Below are 17817 nucleotides of genomic sequence, written 5' to 3' on the forward strand. Positions count from 1 at the left end.
CGGTTTGCCGTTTGGTGGCCGCTCGGACCTGCCGGCCACGTTGCAGGACCTGGCCCGTCTGATGCCCGCCTGCGCGGGTGTGCGCCGCTGGGGTGCAGCTGCGCTGGATATGGCCTATGTTGCCGCTGGCCGCTACGAAGGCTTCTGGGAGCGTCGCCTGAACGCCTGGGATCTGGCCGCCGGCATCATCATCGTGAAAGAAGCGGGTGGGTTCGTTCAACCGTTGAACCCCGAAGGCAGCATTCTGTCTGACGGGGAAGTGATCTGCGCCAACGAACCGATTTTCGACCAGTTCGCCAAGGTGATCCGCGGCTGATCCGCCTATACGGCGGCTGGAAACGACCAGAACCAATTTCTAAGTTCGCGCGGCCGAATGGGCCGCGCGTTTTGTTTCAAAGCCGTACAGTACTTGCCAAACCGGCCTCGGAAGCCAGCCGCGCGGCCACGGATGCCACGGCCAGGTCCTGCAACCCAACACCGGTCCCATCGAACAAGGTGATCTGGTCAGCCTTTGTTCGGCCGGGATGATCGCCATTGATCACCGCTCCAATCGGCGTGATGGCGTCAGGATCCAGCTCGCCCGAAGCCGCGACATGTTGCGCCTCACCGATGGTGACGGACTGGGCAACCTCGTCGGTGAAGACCTGAGCCGAAGCAACCAGTTCGGGGTCGACTTCCATCTTGCCCTTCGTGTCGGTGCCCATGCAGGCCAGATGCGTTCCGGGCTTGATCCAATCGCGCATCAACAACGGTTCGAACGCCGATGTGATCGTGATGATGACGTCGGCCTGTGCCCCCAGTTCCCGCTGCGAGACGGATTCGAAATCCAGTCCGATGTCCTGCGCGACGGCGGCCAGTTTCGGAAGCATTTCGGGATGGGGGTTCCATGCCACCACCTTTTCGAAGTCGCGTTGATAGGCGGCGGCGCGCAACTGAAAGGCCGATTGATGGCCCGCGCCGACCATGCCAAGCACCTTGGCGTCCCTGCGGGCCAGGTGCGCGATCGACACTGCCGAGGACGCAGCCGTGCGGATAGCCGTAAGATAGTTTCCACCGACCAGCGCGGAAGGCTGTCCGGTATCGGGATCGAACAGAATGACGGTGGATTGGTGGTTGGTCAGCCCGCGATCGGCGTTTCCCGGCCAATAGCCACCAGATTTGACACCCAGAACCAGCCCTTCGGCGTCAAAGCCGGATTTGAACCCATATACGGCGCCGGCATGACCCAGCCCTTCGCGGATGACGGGGAAGTTGCGCGCTCCGCCGCGTGCCATCGCTGAGAACACGTCTTGGATTGCCTCAAACGCTAGCTCGCGGTTGACCAGTTGTTTGCAGAGGTCTTCGCCAACGATCTGTATCAGATTGGTTTCAGCGTTCATCTCGTCCCTCATGATCAAAACGCCTTGCCGCGAGCAGAGACCGGCCACAGGGTCTCGACCCTTCCGTTGCGCACGCCAACATACCAGTCGTGCACGTTGCAGGTCGGATCGCAGTGCCCGGGGACCAGACGCAACTTGTCATTCACCCGCAACACGCCATTGGGGTCGCCGATCACACCGTGTTCGTCCGAACATTTCAGGTATTCGACATCATCGCGGCCAAAAATCACCGGCAAACCGCTGTCGATCGACTGCGCCTTGAGCCCTGCGTCGCAGATCGCCTTGTCCGGTTTGGCGTGGCTCATGACGCTGGTGAGTATGAACAAGGCGTTTTCCCATTCGCCCCGATCGATCCTTTGGCCATTCCGGTCCAGAATCCGCCCATAGTCGGCATCCATGAACGCGTAGGATCCGCACTGCAATTCGTTGTAGACGCCCGAATTGCTTTCGAAATAATAGGATCCCGTCCCGCCGCCCGAGACCAGTTCGCACTCAATCCCGCCCGCCTTCAACCCGTCGACAGCGTCCCGCACCATGGCGATTGCTGCATCCAGTTTTTCCTTTCGCGCGTCATAGCTGTCGAGATGTTGCATCGCGCCCTGATAGGCTTGAAGGCCGGTGAACTTCAGGTTCGGTGCCGCCTCGACCGCGCGGGCAATGGTTATGACGTCAGCCGTACTGGTCACCCCACAGCGCCCCGCGCCGCAGTCGATCTCGACCAGGATCTCCAGCTGCGTTCCGTGGGTCTGCGCCGCAGAGGACAGCTCGGGCACATTCTCGATGTCGTCCACGCAGACCAGCGTTCGCGCGCCCAGCTTCGGCAGCCGAGCCAAGCGGTCAATTTTGGCCGGATCGCGCACTTGGTTGGACACAAGGATGTCCTTGATCCCGCCGCGCGCAAAAACCTCGGCCTCCGAGACCTTCTGACAGCACACACCAACTGCGCCACCCAGTTTTTCCTGCAGGCGCGCGACGTCCACGGACTTGTGCATCTTGCCATGCACCCGATGGCGCATGCCGTGCGCTTTGGCGTAGTCGCCCATCTTGCGGATGTTCCGCTCCAGCGCGTCGAGGTCCAGTATCAGGCAAGGAGTCTGGATTTCGCTCTCATCCATGCCGATTGCTGCGGGGATGTCGAAGCCGACGTCCAATTGATCGATGTTCACGGGTCTGTTCATCCTTCTCCTCCTTGCCCGGCCAGCCAGGGCAGCTTGTCCAAATCCACATTGCCGCCGGTCAGGATCACGCCGACGCGTTTGCCTCGAAAAACCTCGGGTTTGTTGAGAATGGTTGCCAACGGAACGGCCGAAGATGGCTCAATCACCAGTCGCAGGTGTTTCCAGGCCAGTTTCATGGCCGCCACGATTTCGTCTTCGGAGGCCGTGAAGATGTCGGCAACGTTCCGCGACACGAAGTGCCAGGTGTTTTCCTTGAGCGGAACCAGAAGGCCATCGGCCACCGTCTTGGGTGCGTCGTCGGCGATGATCCGACCGGCTTTGAAAGATCGGTATGCGTCATCAGCCTGCTGAGGTTCCGCGGCATAGATCGCGGTGTCAGGGGCCAGATTTGATACTGTCAGGCACGTGCCCGACACCATACCGCCGCCGCCGATCGGAGCGATAACGGCATCAAGCCCACCTGTTTGTTCCAGCATCTCGGCCGAGCATGTGGCCTGTCCTGCAATGACACGCGGATCGTTGTAGGGGTGCACGAATTCGCCACCCGTTTTGGCCTGCACCTCGGCAAAGGTCGCTTCGCGCGATGATGTCGAAGGCTCACATTCGTTGATCGTGCCGCCAAACCTGCGGACCGCGTCTTTTTTGGCCTGAGGTGCGGTGCGCGGCATGACGACGTTGCAGGGAATACCGCGCCGACCGGCCGCATATGACAGGGACAGTGCATGATTCCCGCTGGAGTGGGTGCAGACGCCGTTGCCGGCGATCTCGTCGGGCAATCCAAATACCGCATTGCAGGCGCCGCGGACCTTGAAGGCTCCGGCCTCCTGCAGGTTCTCGCACTTGAAAAAGAGCCGCGCGCCAGTTTGTGCGTTCAGATACTCCGACGACAGGACGGGTGTACGCCGGATATGTGGTTTGATCCGTTCATGCGCAGCGCGCATGTCGTCGATCGTCAGCTCTGCAGCCGAAAGCGTGTCCAACATACCGATCTCCTCAAGCCGCAGCACGCGAGCGGTTGGTGCCGTTTGCACGGAAGTATTCCTGCGCTGCCGCCACGCCGCTGCCCAGTTGTATCGGGTAGTTCAGATCGGCCATCGCCATCTCGATCGTGGCGAGGCCGGACAGAACCATGACGTCCGTCAGGCTGCCAAGGTGCCCGATGCGAAACGCCTTGCCGTTCAATTGGCCCAGGCCGATCCCGAAGGACACTCCATAGGTGTCATAGGTATGGTTAGTCAGGACATTGCTGTCGAACCCATCGGGTACATAGACTGCGCTGACAGTGTCCGAGTAGAGGTCCGGCGATTGAGCGACCAGGTTCAATCCCCACGCGTCGACGGCCCGACGCACGCCTTCAGCCAGACGGAAGTGACGGGCATAGACGTTGTCCAGGCTTTCGTCAAACAGAATGGACAGGCTTTCCTGCAGTCCGCAGATCAGTTGCAGCGGCGGCGTGTAAGGAAACCCGCCCGAGGCATTGGCGTCCAACATGTCCCGAAAGTCGAAATAGGTGCGGGGCAGCCGCGCACCATCCATCGCTGCCAGCGCTTTGGGGCTGACGCACAGGATTGCCATTCCAGCGGCCAGCATGAACCCCTTTTGCGACCCCGAAACCGCAATATCGACGCCCCAGCCATCGAATTCGAACGGCATCGAGGCCAGCGAACTGACGCAATCGACCATCAGCAGGGCAGGGTGCGCCGAGGCATCCATCGCCGATCGGACCGACAGGATATCGGATCGCACGCCGGTGGCCGTTTCATTATGCGTCACCAGAACCGCCCGGATGTCGTGATTCCGGTCGTCGGCGAGGATCGACTGAAACCGATCGGCAGGTGCTCCGCTGCCCCAAGGGCAATCGATGACTTGCACGTCCAGCCCATGCCGTTGGCAAAGGTCGATCCAGCGGTGGCTGAATACGCCATGGCGGGCCACAAGAACCTTGTCGCCCGGGCTCAGTGTGTTGCTGATCGCAGCTTCCCACCCACCTGTGCCGCTGGATGGAAAGGTCACAATCTGACCCGTGGTCGACCGGAAGACCTGCTTGAGGCCCTCGAGTACCGGAGCAAAGGCCTGAACGAAATCCGGCGCGCGGTGGTCAATGGTCTGGACCTGCATCGCGCGCAGGAGGCGATCCGGGATATTCGTCGGGCCGGGAATGAAGACCGGGTTCTGTTTTGACATCATCATGTCCTCCGCTTTGCCCCAAGTCTGTCTCCGCGTCGGCGGTGATGCAATTTTCTTGAAAAATATTTTCATTATTTTGTTAAAATGCGTAACCTGCCATAAATGCAGGATATTCACTTTCTCATTTCGCTGAGTGTTTGTGATCAGCTGAGAAAGCCAGACGGCCGTTCGGCCAAAATGAGGGAGAATCACAATGTCAGCCCAGAAGCGGCCGCGCGGACGGCCCAAGTCGTTGTTCAAGGAAAGCTCGGCCGGAACCATGCAGGCGTTGGACCGTGCGCTGGGGGTTCTGACCACAGTCGCACGGCTTGAACGCACCGCGCTCAGCGACCTCGCGCGTGAGATCGACGTGCCTACTGCAACCACGCATCGCATCCTGACGACCTTGCAAAAGCATGGGTTCGTCAGCTTCAGCGAAGAACGTCAGGAATGGATGATCGGAGTCGAAGCCTATCGCACAGGCGCTTCGTTTCTGCGGCACAACAGCGTTGTCGAGATCGGCCGGTCAGTTCTTAGACGCCTGATGCAGGACAGCGGAGAAACTGCGAACCTTGCAGTTCCCGACGGGTCGGAAGTTGTGTTTGTCGGGCAAGTCGAGACATCGAACCCGATCCGGGCGTTCTTTCCGCCGGGCGCTCGTACGCCGATGTATGCCTCGGGTACGGGCAAAGCGATCCTGGCGGCCATGACCGAGGCATCCCGGGCCAAGGTGTTGGCCGACACCCAGCTTGTGCCATATACGCCCAATACTTGCGCCACATTGGATACCTTGCGCGAGGATCTGACCGAAACGCGGCTGCGCGGATGGTCTTATGATCGAGAGGAGCGCCACTCGGGCATGTCCTGCATCGGAGCCGCAATCTTCAACGACAAGCAGGAGCCTTGTGCCGGAATCTCTGTCTCTGGGCCGACCGCGCGATTCAATCCGGACCGGGCACCCGAGCTTGCCGCCCACGTCGTTCAGGCTGCGCAAGAGATCACGCGGTTGAGCGGTGGTCAAAGTCCGGATCAGTCAGGCCGATCAGAGGGGTGATTGACCCCGTCGTTCCAGGGAATCGGCCCGTGGGTTCTGGGGTTTGCGCCCTCGATGCAGCCAAGGTTGACGCCACACTCCGCCGGATCCGAGCGTCTTTGGTGATAAACGTAAATCCCGCAAGTCTTGCAGAAATAGTGTTTCGCCGTATGCGTTCCCCACGTGTAGAGGCTCAGGTTCTCGGCGCCTTCAAGAATGCGCAGGCTCTCGGTTATGGCGGTCACGGCGGCGGCCCCGCGGCGGATGCAGAAGGAACAGTCGCATCGGGCAGCCGTGGACAGGCCACCGGGGAACTCGGCCTCGATCTTCACGGCGCTGCAATGGCAGGTGGCGGTCATTTGGCTCATCGGCGTGGCACTCTTGGTATGCGGGACTGGCTGAGCTTGTAGCGGTGTTCGGGATGCGGCGGGTGGCCGTGGGTGCGGTTCCAATAGGCCGGCCCGCCGCGTTTCAGCCACAGTGGGATGCACAGTACCAAACCGATCACGAAACCGCCCGTATGCGCCCAATAGGCCACACCGCCGGCGTCAGGGTTGCTGGACACGCTGCCAAGGAACTGCATGCCCAGCCAGACGCCCAGCATCACGAAGGCCGGGATGGTGAAGACCCGGAAGTAGATGATCAGAATCAGCAGGATATCGACGCGCGCCTTTGGGAACATCAGCAGGTACCCACCCATCACTGCGGCAATTGCGCCGGACGCGCCGATGGTGGGTACCAGCGACCCGGGAGCCGTAACGATATGGACCAGCCCGGCGCCGATACCCGCGACCATGTAGAACAGCAGGAAGGGCAGGTGGCCCATCTCGTCTTCCATGTTGTCGCCGAAGATCCACAGGAACAGCATGTTGCCGATCAGATGCATCCAGCCGCCATGCAGGAACATCGACGTCACCAACGTCTCGAGCGCCACGCCGTCGCTGATGCGGGCGGGGATGATCGCATAGTCGAAATAGAACCGGTTGATCAGCCGGGCATCGTCCATGATTCCGACATAGCTGAGGAAAACCAGGACATTCGCCGCGATCAGCGCATAGACGACATAGGGTGTGCGGCCCGAAGGGTTGTGGTCTCGAATTGGAAACATGGGGGGACGCTGGGCTTTTCCCGGCCCAGCGTCAAGTCAGCTTATGCCGAACCGCCCAGAAGTGCGGCGTTCCCTCCGGCGGCCGTGGTGTCGACGCAGACATGGCGCTCGGCCATCACCCGCGACCGGTCGGGCAAGCCGGGGATCAGCGGCAGGATGGGGCCGCCTCGCCGAGCCAGATGACGCTCGATCTGACGCGCGGTGTCCGCATCGCCCCACCACAGAACCCCCGATATTCCCGGCAGGTTCTCAAGCCGGTGCAGGTCAAGCGCGCCCTCGGTCTGAATCGCGGTGCCGCCAAGCGCGAGAATGGCGTCTGCCTGTGCCTTGGACGCCTCGGGGCCGGGGCCCAGGCACAGGAACGGCGCGCGGGGAAACTCGGTCAGCCGGTTCGATTCGCCGGTCGGTCCGGGCATCGAACGGGTCGTCGGCGCGGCAGGCTGCCCGACCGGTGCGGGCAGGTCGGCTGGGGCGGACAATTCCGCGGCCACGACCTGTCGGTCCGGGGCGCAGAAACGGGCCAGATAGTTCGGGCCGCCCGCCTTGGGGCCGGTGCCGGACAGGCCTTCGCCGCCGAAAGGCTGCGAGCCGACGATCGCGCCGATCTGGTTACGGTTCACGTAAATATTTCCGGCGTGGATCGCCTCGGTGACGTGCTGCACCCGGTCGTCGATGCGGGTGTGCAGGCCGAAGGTCAGGCCGTAGCCGGTGGCGTTGATGTCGGCAATCACCTGGTCGATCTCGTGTGACTTGAACCGGGCGACATGCAGGACGGGGCCGAAGATCTCGCGTTCCAGCGCATTGATGCCGGGGACCTCGATCAGCGTGGGCGCCACGAAGATCCCCTCGGGCGGCAGCGCCAGTTCCTTCAGAACACGACCCTCAGTGCGGGCCTTGGCGACGTGGTCGGCGATGCCCTGTCGGGCCTGTTCGTCGATCACCGGGCCGCAATCGGTCGAGAGCAGCCACGGGTCGCCCACCGACAGGGCGTCCATCGCGCCCTTGAGCATGGTCAGCACGTCATCGGCGATGTCGTCCTGCAGATACAGACAACGCAGGGCCGAGCACCGCTGCCCCGCCGACTGGAAGGCGCTTTCGATGATCGACTGCACGGCCTGTTCGGGCAGGGCGGTGCTGTCCACGATCATCGCGTTCAGCCCGCCGGTTTCGGCGATCAGCGGCGTTCCGGGTTTGAGGTTCTGGGCCATCGCGGCGCGGATTTTCAACGCCGTCGCGGTCGAGCCGGTGAAGGCCACGCCGGAAACCCGCGGGTCCGAGGTCAGCGCGGCGCCCACCGATGGCCCGCCCGGCAGCAATTGCAGCGCGTCGCGCGGTACTCCGGCCTGGTGCAGCAGCTGCACGGCGCGGTGGGCGATCAACGGAGTCTGCGGCGCGGGCTTGGCCAGAACCGCATTGCCTACGGCGAGCGCAGCCGAGATCTGCCCGGTGAAAATCGCCAGAGGGAAGTTCCACGGGCTGATGCAGGTGAAGGTGCCCACAGGCTCGCCCTCGGGGATGTTGGCGGCGTAGTAGCGCAGGAAGTCCACCGCCTCGCGCAGTTCGGCTACCGCATCGGGCAGCGATTTGCCGGCCTCACGCGCCAGAAGGGCGAAGAGCTCGCCATACTGCTCCTCGTAGAGGTCGGCGGCGGCATTCAGGATGCGGCTGCGCTCGGCCTCCGGGACCTGCCACGGAGCAGCTGCGGCCAGCGCCAGCTCCACATCCGCGGCGCTGGCCGGGGCGACCGCGCCGGGCCGGTCCTCGGGCAGGGCGGGGTTGATGACAGGTTTCTCGGCCTCGGGCGCTGCGTCACCGGCCAGCAGGGGCTGCGCGAACCAGTGATGTGCGCGAAAGGCGTCGCGGCCGGCATCAATCCGGTCCAAAGTCAGCGTGTGATGCAGGTCGAAACCCTGCGAGTTTGGTCTTTCAGGTTGAAACAGTTCGGGGCCGGTTGGGATGTGGCGTGCAGGTTTCCGCACGACCTCGAACGGATCGGCTGCCACCACTTCGGGGGCCACGTTTTCGTCCACGATCTGGTTGACGAACGAACTGTTGGCGCCGTTTTCCAGCAGCCGCCGCACCAGATAGGCCAGCAGGTCGCGATGCGCGCCAACTGGCGCGTAGATGCGGCAGCGGGTATCGCGTTGGTCCTTGACGATCTGGTGCAGGGTCTCGCCCATGCCGTGCAGGCGCTGGAACTCGAAGGGTTGACCCTCGGCCATGTGCAGGATCGTACTGACCGTGTGGGCGTTGTGGGTCGCGAACTGAGGATAGATCCGGTCGGTCATGCCCAAGAGCTTGCGGGCATTGGCGATGTAAGAGATGTCGGTTGCCGCTTTGTTGGTGAAGACCGGGAAGCCGTCGACGCCCTCGACCTGCGCGCGCTTGATCTCGGTGTCCCAGTAGGCGCCTTTGACCAGACGCACCATCAGCTTGCGGTCATACCGCTCGGCCATCTCATAAAGCGTGTCGAGCACCAGCCCGGCACGCGGTCCATAGGCCTGTACCACCACGCCGAACCCATCCCATCCGGCCAGCGCTGACTCGGACAGAACCGCCTCGATCACCTGCAGCGACAGCGACAGGCGGTCAGCCTCTTCGGCGTCGACGTTCAGGCCCATTCCGGCGGCCTTGGCCAGCAGCGCCAGCGCCCGCAGGCGCGGCACCAGTTCGTGCATCACGCGCTGTTCCTGGGCTACTTCGTAGCGCGGATGCAGCGCCGAAAGTTTAACCGAGATGCCGGGGTTGGCGCGGATGTCGTCCTGCGTGCAGGCATCGGCAATCGCCGCGATGGCACGGGAATATGAAAGGTGATAGCGCGCGGCGTCTGCCTCGGTGCGCGCGGCCTCGCCCAGCATGTCGTAGGAATAGGTGTAGCCCTTGGCCTCCATCCCGGCGGCGCGTTTCATGGCGGACTGGATCGTTTCACCCAGAACGAACTGACGGCCCATTTCCTTCATCGCGCGCCCGACGGCGGTGCGGATGACCGGCTCGCCTAGCCGCTTGATGGCGCCGCGCAGAGCGCTGACCGGCGAGGCCTTGCCCTCGTCCAGCACCTTGCCCGTCAGCATAAGCGCCCAGGTCGAGGCATTGACCAGCGACGACGACGAGTGGCCCAGGTGCTTGCCCCAATCCGACGGTGCGATCTTGTCTTCGATCAGCGCGTCGATGGTTTCGGCGTCGGGCACCCGCAACAGTGCCTCGGCCAAGCACATAAGCGCGATGCCTTCATCGGTGGACAGGCCGTATTCCGCCAGAAACACTTCCATCAGCCCCGGCGACGTGCTGGACCGGATGTCGCGCACCAACTGCGCCGCGGCCGAGCAGATGGCAGCCCTGTCTGCCTGGGTCAGGGCGGCCTGATCGGTCAGGGAGTTCAGCAACGCGGTCTGGTCCGCGTAGGTCATGGAGTCGATGGTGTGGCGCAGGCTGTGAGTCATGTGTCCTCCGGTCTTTCGATTAATATACCGGTGATTTTGCGGGACAACGGACCGAAATTGTTCTACTAGGCATATATCGTCCTGAATTTTGGATCAAACTCCATGCGAAACGACTTTCCGGGTTTGGACCGGTTTGACCGCGCGATTCTGTCCATCGTGGCCGAGGACGGGCGGATCTCGGTCGCTGATCTGGCTCGGCGGATCGGGCTGTCGAAATCGCCGACACAGGCGCGGCTGAAACGGCTCGAGTCCGAGGGGGTCATCACCGGCTATCGCGCCATGCTGGATCCGATCCGCCTAGGGCTGGACCATGTGGCCTTTGTCGAGGTGCGCTTGACCGACACGCGGGAAAAGGCGCTGGCTGAGTTCAACGCGGCTGTCCGCAAAGTGCCCGAGATCGAACAAGCGCATATGATCGCGTCGAATTTCGACTATCTGCTGAAGGTGCGGACCGGGTCGATGACGGAATATCGCGCGGTTCTGGCCGAAAAGATTTCGTCGCTGCCGCATGTGGCCAGCACCTCAACCTTCGTGGCGATGGAGGCGGTGAAAGAGACCGGGCTGGCCGATGCCATCGATGGCGCGGGTTGACGAAAGGGCGATCCGCGTCACCATTGAACTATGAGACACCTTATTCTTTCCGCAGTTCTGAGCGCGGGCGTTGGGATCCCGGCAATTGCTGAGACCTGCCCGCCTGCGCCCGATCACGCCGCCCGGCTGGGTGAACTTATCGGTCAGATCCAGCAGGCCGAGACCGAGATGGCCGCGCGCGAGATCTCGAACCAGATGTGGGAGCTGTGGGCCGACGCACCTGACGAGGCCGCGCAGACCGTATTGGATCAGGGCATGTCCAGACGTAATGCCTGGGATCTGTTGGGGGCGCTGCAGGATTTCGACCGTTTGATTGCATATTGCCCCGAGTATGCCGAGGGCTACAACCAGCGCGCATTCGTGAATTTCCTGCGTCAGGATTTTGAAACGGCCCTGACCGATCTGGACCGCGCACTAGAATTGTCGCCGAACCATATCGCAGCGATGAGCGGTCGTGCGCTGACCCTCATGGGTCTGCAGAGAATGGAAGAAGCCCGCGTTGCACTGGCAGAGGCGCTGGAACTGAACCCGTGGCTGCCCGAGCGTCACCTTGCAGCCGATGGTGGGCCTTTGGCGATGCCGGGCCAAGATCTCTGAACAGCACTGTCACCCCCGACGCTTCGCCGGGGGTGATCGCTGAGGTAAGACGGTTCAGCCGACCTGTCCGTTGTCCTTGCGTTTGATCGCGATGATCGAGGAACGCGGCGTGCCCCCATCTGGCCAGGATCCACCGGGGTGCTGGATGCCTACAAACATGGTCCGGCGGTCGGCCGACCATGTCAGACCGGTCACCTCGCAGCCGTTCGGGCCGGTCATGAATCGAACGATTTCACCCTTGATCGGGTCGCCAGCCAGCATCTGGTTGTTGCCATGGCCTGCAAAATCGCCTTCGTTGTCGTCGTTCCCGTCGGTCTGGATCCAGACCACGCCGGTGCTGTCGATCATCATCCCGTCGGGCGAGTTGAACAGGTTGCCTTCGTTTACGTTCTCGGACCCGGCATACGCATCGGAATGCACTGTCGGATTGCCGGCCATGACGTACAGATCCCACTGAAACGCCGTTTCTGCATGATCCTGGTTGGCTGGCCGCCAGCGAACAATCTGCCCGTATTTGTTGGTTTCCCGAGGGTTGGGGCCATTGACCGAAGTATCATCGCCACCCGCGTTGGGTTTGACGCCACGGTTCTTGTTGTTGGTCAGGCAGCAATAGGCCTCGGCAAGAACCGGGCTGGTTGCAACCCATTCCGGTCGGTCCATCGTGGTTCCACCGGCCTCAGACGCCGCGATGCGGGCAAAGATCAGAATCTCGGCTTCGTCCATGCCGGTGGTTTCCGGTGTCAGCGGCACCCATTCACCGGACATGTCGTCGTTGAATCTGGCAACATACAGCGTGCCGTCATCCAGCAGACCTTCGGTATCCCCGCCGGGGGTGTAGACGCCGTTCGAGACGAATTTGTACAGGTATTCGCCCCGCTCATCATCGCCCATATAGACGACAATGCGACCATCCTTGGCCAACTCGACCGCGGCGTTTTCATGTTTGAACCGCCCAAGTCCGGTATGCTTGACCGGGGTGCTGTTGGGATCGGTCGGGTCGATTTCGACCACCCAGCCGACGCGATGTGGTTCGTTGGGGTTCTTCGAGGTGTCAAACCGCGGATCGAACAATTCGTACCCGTTCCAGCTTTCGGCCTTGATGCCGTATCGCTTGAAGCCATCCGCGACCTTTGGAGTATATGTCGCGCTTTCGTTGCTGGAGCCGAAGTAGCCGTTGAAGTTCTCTTCGCAGGTCAGGTAGGTGCCCCAAGGTGTCTTGCCCGAGCCGCAATTGTTCATCGTGCCCAGCGACGTTGTGCCGGTCGGATCGGCCTCGGTCTTCAGCAGGTCGTGGCCAGCTGCCGGCCCCACGATCTTCATGGGGGTGTTGTGGTGAATTCGGCGATTGAAAGGGCTGTCCTTGACCACGGTCCAGCCATCCGGGGTTTCGGCAATTTCCATCACCGTCACACCCTGCAGGTTCTGCAACTTTCGAACGTCATCCGCGTTTGCGGGCACACCTTCCTGCGCTGCGGGCAGGTTGATTTTGCGATTGGGATACTCGTGATTGATGGCGATCAACTGGTGCCCTTGGAACGAGAAGGTTTCCATACCATCAGTGTTTTCGCCAAAAACCTTGTCCGAGTTTTCGACCGGTCCACCATCGGTGATGTCATACCCGTCAGCCTCGGAGAACAGCGGATCGCCCCAGCGCATGAGGACTTTCCATTCATACCCCTCGGGTACATGCACGGTGCCATCGGTCTGGGCCGCGATCGGAGTGAAGGCAAAACGAGAAGCGGTCTGTGCGTAGGCTGAGGTCGACCCCAGCAGACCGCTGCCCATGGCCGCAGCGCCCGACCCGAAGGCCAACACTCCGCCCAGAAAGCCGCGTCGCGACAGGGCGCTTTCGACGACGCGGTCAAAGTCGTTTTCGTCGGGGCGGGGAAAATGCAGTTCGTCCCAATCGTCGGCGGAAAGGGTGGCTGGATCAACGTCTTGCATTGGATGATTCCTCGCTGTCGGAATGAATTTGTGAAACGGATTTAGGAACTGATTGTTACAGGTACTTAACAACCCCATTAACCGTTTGGGGCGGTACACACGCTAGGCAGGTTTTCGCGAACGGCAAGCACTGCAATCGTATGCTGCGCCAGTGCGCGACCCCAAAACAAGTGCAATTCAGAGCGATGGGCGGTTGGCCGCGCAGTCTGCAATGGTTGACCGCACGCAGGCAGTCGCAAAAGCGATGCGTAGGTGGATTTCGGTTCTTGACGACGGCCCGGGCATGGACTACTCAGCCCTTCACCAAGCGGGTATAGCTTAATGGTAAAGCCCCTGCCTTCCAAGCAGGCTATGTCGGTTCGATTCCGTCTACCCGCTCCAAACTCTCCGGAATAAGTTGCGTCAAAAAGCCCTTGTCGGGGTGCTATTGCGCGCAGTCTCCTTGACCCGGCGCGCCTGCGCCGCCAAGAAGCCATATCGCGAGTCCCAGAAGGTAAAAAGGGTCAGGCATGGCAAGAACACGCTCCGCCAACCAAGCAAACGTGCAGGCGCCCGGTGCTCATGAAGATCGACCCGGATCCCGGAAGCTGGGCGTGCTGGCCTCTTTGTGGCCGTTCATGAAACCTTATCGGCTGCTGATGCTTGGGGCGACGCTAGCGCTGGTTCTGACGGCCAGCATGACCCTGACCTTGCCTTTGGCGGTGCGGCGCGTGGTCGACAACTTCCGCATCGAAGACGGTGAACTGCTCGATTGGTATTTCCTGGCGGCTCTGGGCATCGCGGCGGTTTTGGCGGTGGGAACGGGTATCCGGTACATGCTGGTGACCCGGTTGGGCGAGCGGGTCGTGGCTGACATCCGCAAGGCAGTCTTTGACCGCGTCATCGGCATGAGCCCCGCCTTCTACGAACGCATCATGACCGGTGAGGTCCTGAGCCGTATCACCACCGACACCACGCTGATCCAATCCGTTCTGGGCTCGTCAGTGTCGATCGCATTGCGGAATTTCCTGATGTTCATCGGCGGGCTTGTGCTGATGTTGCTGACCTCGGCCAAGCTGACCGGGCTGGTTTTGCTGCTGATCCCGGTGGTGGTGGTGCCGATCCTGGTTCTCGGGCGTCGGCTGAGGGTCATAAGCCGCGAAAACCAGGATTGGATCGCCGCCTCGTCGGGCAATGCAGGCGAGGCGCTGGGCGCCGTTCAGACCGTACAGGCGTTCACCCATGAGGACGCCAGCCGCCGCCAGTTCGGCGACATGACCGAGACCTCGTACCATGTTTCCCTGCGCCGTATCCAGACGCGGGCGGTTCTGACGGTGATCGTGATCTTTCTGGTTTTCTCGGGGATCGTCGGAGTTTTGTGGATGGGGGCGAACGATGTGCGCAACGGCGTGATGACCGAAGGCGTGCTGATCCAGTTCGTGATCTATTCGATCATCATGGCCGGGTCCGTAGCCGCCCTTTCCGAAATCTGGAGCGAGCTGCAGCGTGCCGCAGGCGCCACCGAGCGGCTGGTCGAGTTGCTGAACGCCGAAGATACGGTCAACGACCCGACACAACCCAAGGCGCTGCCGCAGCCGATCAAGGGACAGATCACCTTTGACAACGTCACCTTCCGCTACCCGGCCCGGCCAGACGTTCTGGCACTGGACGACCTGTCGCTGACAGTGAACCCGGGCGAGACCGTGGCCTTCGTCGGACCCTCGGGCGCGGGCAAGACGACCGTGATCCAGTTGATCCAGCGGTTCTACGACCCCGAGGCCGGTCAGGTCAGCCTAGACGGGATCGATCTGGGCGACATGCGCCGGGCGGATTTCCGGCAGCACATGGCGCTGGTTCCGCAGGATCCGGTGATCTTTGCGGCCTCGGCGCGCGAAAACATCCGGTTCGGACGGCTGGACGCCTCGGATGCCGAGGTCGAGGCCGCGGCCCGTGCCGCCGCGGCGCATGACTTCATCTCGGCCCTGCCCGAAGGCTATGACAGTTTCGTCGGCGAACGCGGCGTGATGCTGTCGGGCGGTCAGAAACAGCGCATCGCCATCGCGCGGGCGATTTTGCGCGACGCTCCGGTTCTGCTGCTGGACGAGGCGACCTCGGCGCTGGACGCCGAGAGCGAGCGCGCCGTTCAGGCCGCTGTCGACCAGATGCGCGCCGGGCGCACCACCCTGATCGTGGCGCACCGTCTGGCCACCGTGAAAAAGGCCGATCGCATCGTGGTGATGGAGAACGGCCGGATCGTGGCGCAGGGCACCCATGACGATCTGGTGGCGCAAGATGGGCTTTATGCGCGTCTGGCGCGTCTCCAGTTCACCGATGGTGTGGCCGCCGAGTGAAGTGACGCGCGGGCATTTCGCGAACCGCCGTAGCGTCATTCTACTTTTTCCCCTTGCCCGAGGGTAAGCCCTCGCTTGCGCAGGGCTGCATTTGCTTACATCTTGGACGCAAGACAGCCTGCAAAAATGCAGGGTAAAAAAGGGGAGGAACCACATGGCCTTTGTGGGCAAGGAAGACAAACTGAGAATGGAGCAGGAAATGCCGTGGGAGGACCGCGACGTCCCCGTCACGTTCCATCAACTGCTCTCGCGCACGGCCGCCAAGTTCCCGGATCGCAACGCGATCAGTTTCCAGATCCTGTCCGGCCCCAAGGACAAGGCCGAAACCCTGACATGGTCGCAACTGCTGACCAAGACGAACCAGGCGGCCAACCTGTTCCGCTCTTTGGGGGTCAAGGAAAACGACGTGGTGGCCTATGTGCTGCCCAACTGCAACGAGACGCTGGTCACCATGATGGGCGGCGCGGTGGCCGGGATCGTGAACCCGATCAACCCGCTGCTCGAGCCAGAGCAGATCGCGTCGATCCTGCGTGAGACCAAGGCCAAGGTCGTGGTCACGCTGAAGCCATTCCCGAAAACGGACGTCGCGCAGAAGGTCGCCGAGGCCGTGCGCCACGCGCCGGGTGTCAACACCGTGTTGGAGATTGACCTGAACCGGTACCTGACGCCGCCGAAATCGTGGATCGTGCCTTTGGTCCGGCCCAAGATGGCCGACAAAGAGCATCTGGCCCACGCCGATTATCTGGATTTCAACAAGGAACTGGCGAAGCAACCCACCACGCTGACCTTCGAGGACAGCAAAGAGGACCGGGTTGCCTGCTATTTCCATACCGGCGGCACCACAGGTATGCCCAAGGTCGCGCAGCACAAATATTCCGGCATGATCTACAATGGTTGGCTGGGCCACACGCTGCTGTTCTCGGAAGAGGACGTGATCATGTGCCCGCTGCCGATGTTCCACGTCTTTGCCTGCCATGTGATCGTGATGGCAGCGGTGTCGTCGGGCGCCCATGTGGTGTTCCCGACCCCCGCCGGGTATCGCGGCGACGGAGTGTTCGACAACTTCTGGAAGCTGATCGAGCGCTGGAAGGTGTCGTTCATCATCACCGTGCCCACGGCGATCTCGGCCAAGATGCAGCGTCCGGTGGATGCCGACATTTCAACCGTCAAGACGGCCTTCTCGGGCTCGGCCCCGCTGCCGGTCGAACTGTTCCGCCGGTTCGAGAAAGCGACCGGTGTGACCATCGTCGAAGGCTATGGCCTGACCGAGGCCACCTGCCTGGTGTCCTGCAACCCGGTGGATGGCGAGAAGAAAATCGGCTCGATCGGGATTCCGTTCCCGTACACTGACGTCAAGATCCTGCGCGACAGTCCCGACGGCCCCAAGGAATGCGCGGTGGACGAAGTGGGCGAGATCTGCGTGTCGAACCCGGGTGTCTATGCCGGGAACACCTATACCGAGGAAGACAAGAACGTCGATCTCTACTATTTCGACAAGTACCTGCGCACCGGCGACCTGGGTCGGTTCGATGCGGACGGGTATCTGTGGATCACGGGCCGGGCCAAGGATCTGATCATTCGCGGCGGCCACAATATCGACCCGGCCGAGATCGAAGAGGCCTTGCTGGGCCATGACGCGGTGGCCTTTGCCGGCGCCATCGGCCAGCCCGACGCCCATGCGGGCGAGGTTCCCTGTGCCTTTGTCGAACTGGTCGAAGGCGCCAGCGTGACCGAGGAAGAACTGCTGGAATACTGCAAGGTGCACGTGCACGAACGCGCGGCGCATCCCAAGCACATGACCATCCTGCCGGAACTGCCGAAAACCGCGGTGGGCAAGGTCTTCAAGCCGGAACTGCGCAAACAGGCGATCACGCGGGTCTACAACCAGGCGTTGGAAACCGCCGGCGTTGCGGCGCGGGTCGTGTCGGTCATCGACGACAAAAAGCGCGGCCTTGTCGCGCAGCTTGACGCGAACGGCGCATCCGAAGACGATGTGAACCAGGTGCTGGGCAACTTCACCCGGCCGTGGGAGTGGGCCGACTGATCCGGAG

14 protein-coding genes and 1 tRNA gene are annotated in these 17817 nt (G+C 62.0%); 7 read left to right on the forward strand and 8 right to left on the reverse strand.

The annotated features are described in order from the left end of the window. Positions 1 to 316 (forward strand): inositol monophosphatase family protein (locus AC2FM5_RS03445; protein WP_496733918.1); only part of this gene is annotated, 316 nt, incomplete at its 5' end. A gap of 76 nt (positions 317 to 392) precedes the next feature. Here the strand turns inward: AC2FM5_RS03445 and bhcD are convergent. From bhcD to bhcA, 4 genes are read right to left on the reverse strand one after another with little or no spacing between them, the layout of a single operon-like run. After that, on the reverse strand, positions 393 to 1379 hold the full coding sequence (gene bhcD / locus AC2FM5_RS03450) for an iminosuccinate reductase BhcD (protein WP_496733920.1): 987 nt from the start codon (positions 1377 to 1379) through the stop codon (positions 393 to 395). A gap of 14 nt (positions 1380 to 1393) precedes the next feature. Then, the gene (gene bhcC / locus AC2FM5_RS03455) at positions 1394 to 2557 is read right to left on the reverse strand and encodes a 3-hydroxy-D-aspartate aldolase BhcC (protein ID WP_496733922.1); all 1164 of its coding nucleotides are present in this window, start codon (positions 2555 to 2557) and stop codon (positions 1394 to 1396) included. Next, complete coding sequence (gene bhcB, locus AC2FM5_RS03460) at positions 2554 to 3540, reverse strand: beta-hydroxyaspartate dehydratase BhcB (RefSeq protein WP_496733924.1); 987 nt, start codon at positions 3538 to 3540, stop codon at positions 2554 to 2556. The genes bhcC and bhcB overlap by 4 nt, the downstream gene beginning before the upstream one ends. 10 nt (positions 3541 to 3550) lie before the next feature. Next, positions 3551 to 4741 (reverse strand): L-aspartate--glyoxylate aminotransferase BhcA, encoded by a 1191-nt coding sequence (bhcA, locus tag AC2FM5_RS03465; RefSeq protein ID WP_496733926.1) that lies wholly within the window; start codon positions 4739 to 4741, stop codon positions 3551 to 3553. A 196-nt stretch (positions 4742 to 4937) separates the two neighbouring features. On the opposite strand from bhcA, the gene AC2FM5_RS03470 reads away from it, so the two are divergent. Next, positions 4938 to 5777 (forward strand): IclR family transcriptional regulator, encoded by an 840-nt coding sequence (locus AC2FM5_RS03470; protein ID WP_170436545.1) that lies wholly within the window; start codon positions 4938 to 4940, stop codon positions 5775 to 5777. Here the strand turns inward: AC2FM5_RS03470 and AC2FM5_RS03475 are convergent. From AC2FM5_RS03475 to putA, 3 genes are read right to left on the reverse strand one after another with little or no spacing between them, the layout of a single operon-like run. Then, positions 5753 to 6124 (reverse strand): GFA family protein, encoded by a 372-nt coding sequence (locus AC2FM5_RS03475; protein WP_170585528.1) that lies wholly within the window; start codon positions 6122 to 6124, stop codon positions 5753 to 5755. The two genes, AC2FM5_RS03470 and AC2FM5_RS03475, sit on opposite strands and share 25 nt — an antisense overlap. Beyond that, on the reverse strand, positions 6121 to 6864 hold the full coding sequence (locus tag AC2FM5_RS03480; RefSeq protein WP_170340691.1) for a rhomboid family intramembrane serine protease: 744 nt from the start codon (positions 6862 to 6864) through the stop codon (positions 6121 to 6123). The genes AC2FM5_RS03475 and AC2FM5_RS03480 overlap by 4 nt, the downstream gene beginning before the upstream one ends. Before the next feature lie 41 nt (positions 6865 to 6905). Continuing rightward, positions 6906 to 10304: a bifunctional proline dehydrogenase/L-glutamate gamma-semialdehyde dehydrogenase PutA gene (gene putA / locus AC2FM5_RS03485; protein WP_496733929.1), complete on the reverse strand. Its 3399-nt coding sequence runs from the start codon at positions 10302 to 10304 to the stop codon at positions 6906 to 6908. Between the two features lie 102 nt (positions 10305 to 10406). Between putA and AC2FM5_RS03490 the strand changes: the two genes are divergently transcribed. Both AC2FM5_RS03490 and AC2FM5_RS03495 read left to right on the forward strand, forming a co-directional pair. Continuing rightward, the gene (locus tag AC2FM5_RS03490) at positions 10407 to 10895 is read left to right on the forward strand and encodes an Lrp/AsnC family transcriptional regulator (protein ID WP_170357186.1); all 489 of its coding nucleotides are present in this window, start codon (positions 10407 to 10409) and stop codon (positions 10893 to 10895) included. A gap of 30 nt (positions 10896 to 10925) precedes the next feature. Continuing rightward, positions 10926 to 11492 (forward strand): tetratricopeptide repeat protein, encoded by a 567-nt coding sequence (locus AC2FM5_RS03495; protein ID WP_496733931.1) that lies wholly within the window; start codon positions 10926 to 10928, stop codon positions 11490 to 11492. 54 nt (positions 11493 to 11546) lie between these two features. On the opposite strand, the gene AC2FM5_RS03500 is transcribed toward AC2FM5_RS03495, so the two are convergent. Next, positions 11547 to 13436, reverse strand: a complete 1890-nt coding sequence (locus AC2FM5_RS03500; RefSeq protein ID WP_496733933.1) for a PhoX family protein — start codon at positions 13434 to 13436, stop codon at positions 11547 to 11549. Positions 13437 to 13743: 307 nt separating this feature from the next. Between AC2FM5_RS03500 and AC2FM5_RS03505 the strand changes: the two genes are divergently transcribed. The 3 genes from AC2FM5_RS03505 to AC2FM5_RS03515 all read left to right on the forward strand — a co-directional run bounded on the left by AC2FM5_RS03505 (position 13744) and on the right by AC2FM5_RS03515 (position 17810). Next, positions 13744 to 13817, forward strand: a tRNA-Gly gene (locus AC2FM5_RS03505). Positions 13818 to 13945: 128 nt separating this feature from the next. Next, a complete protein-coding gene (locus AC2FM5_RS03510) occupies positions 13946 to 15766 on the forward strand; it encodes an ABC transporter transmembrane domain-containing protein (protein WP_170369562.1) in 1821 nt (606 codons plus the stop codon). Positions 15767 to 15920: 154 nt separating this feature from the next. Continuing rightward, complete coding sequence (locus tag AC2FM5_RS03515) at positions 15921 to 17810, forward strand: acyl-CoA synthetase (protein WP_170340702.1); 1890 nt, start codon at positions 15921 to 15923, stop codon at positions 17808 to 17810. Positions 17811 to 17817 lie beyond the last annotated feature (7 nt).

Source organism: Ruegeria sp. BHSA162, assembly GCF_059613385.1.

Coding starts and splice junctions, on each gene's coding strand:
- bhcD (WP_496733920.1), bottom strand. CDS start 1,379: ATGAACGCTGAAACCAATCTGATACAGATCGTTGGCGAAGACCTCTGC.
- bhcC (WP_496733922.1), bottom strand. CDS start 2,557: ATGAACAGACCCGTGAACATCGATCAATTGGACGTCGGCTTCGACATC.
- bhcB (WP_496733924.1), bottom strand. CDS start 3,540: ATGTTGGACACGCTTTCGGCTGCAGAGCTGACGATCGACGACATGCGC.
- bhcA (WP_496733926.1), bottom strand. CDS start 4,741: ATGTCAAAACAGAACCCGGTCTTCATTCCCGGCCCGACGAATATCCCG.
- AC2FM5_RS03470 (WP_170436545.1), top strand. CDS start 4,938: ATGTCAGCCCAGAAGCGGCCGCGCGGACGGCCCAAGTCGTTGTTCAAG.
- AC2FM5_RS03475 (WP_170585528.1), bottom strand. CDS start 6,124: ATGAGCCAAATGACCGCCACCTGCCATTGCAGCGCCGTGAAGATCGAG.
- AC2FM5_RS03480 (WP_170340691.1), bottom strand. CDS start 6,864: ATGTTTCCAATTCGAGACCACAACCCTTCGGGCCGCACACCCTATGTC.
- putA (WP_496733929.1), bottom strand. CDS start 10,304: ATGACTCACAGCCTGCGCCACACCATCGACTCCATGACCTACGCGGAC.
- AC2FM5_RS03490 (WP_170357186.1), top strand. CDS start 10,407: ATGCGAAACGACTTTCCGGGTTTGGACCGGTTTGACCGCGCGATTCTG.
- AC2FM5_RS03495 (WP_496733931.1), top strand. CDS start 10,926: ATGAGACACCTTATTCTTTCCGCAGTTCTGAGCGCGGGCGTTGGGATC.
- AC2FM5_RS03500 (WP_496733933.1), bottom strand. CDS start 13,436: ATGCAAGACGTTGATCCAGCCACCCTTTCCGCCGACGATTGGGACGAA.
- AC2FM5_RS03510 (WP_170369562.1), top strand. CDS start 13,946: ATGGCAAGAACACGCTCCGCCAACCAAGCAAACGTGCAGGCGCCCGGT.
- AC2FM5_RS03515 (WP_170340702.1), top strand. CDS start 15,921: ATGGCCTTTGTGGGCAAGGAAGACAAACTGAGAATGGAGCAGGAAATG.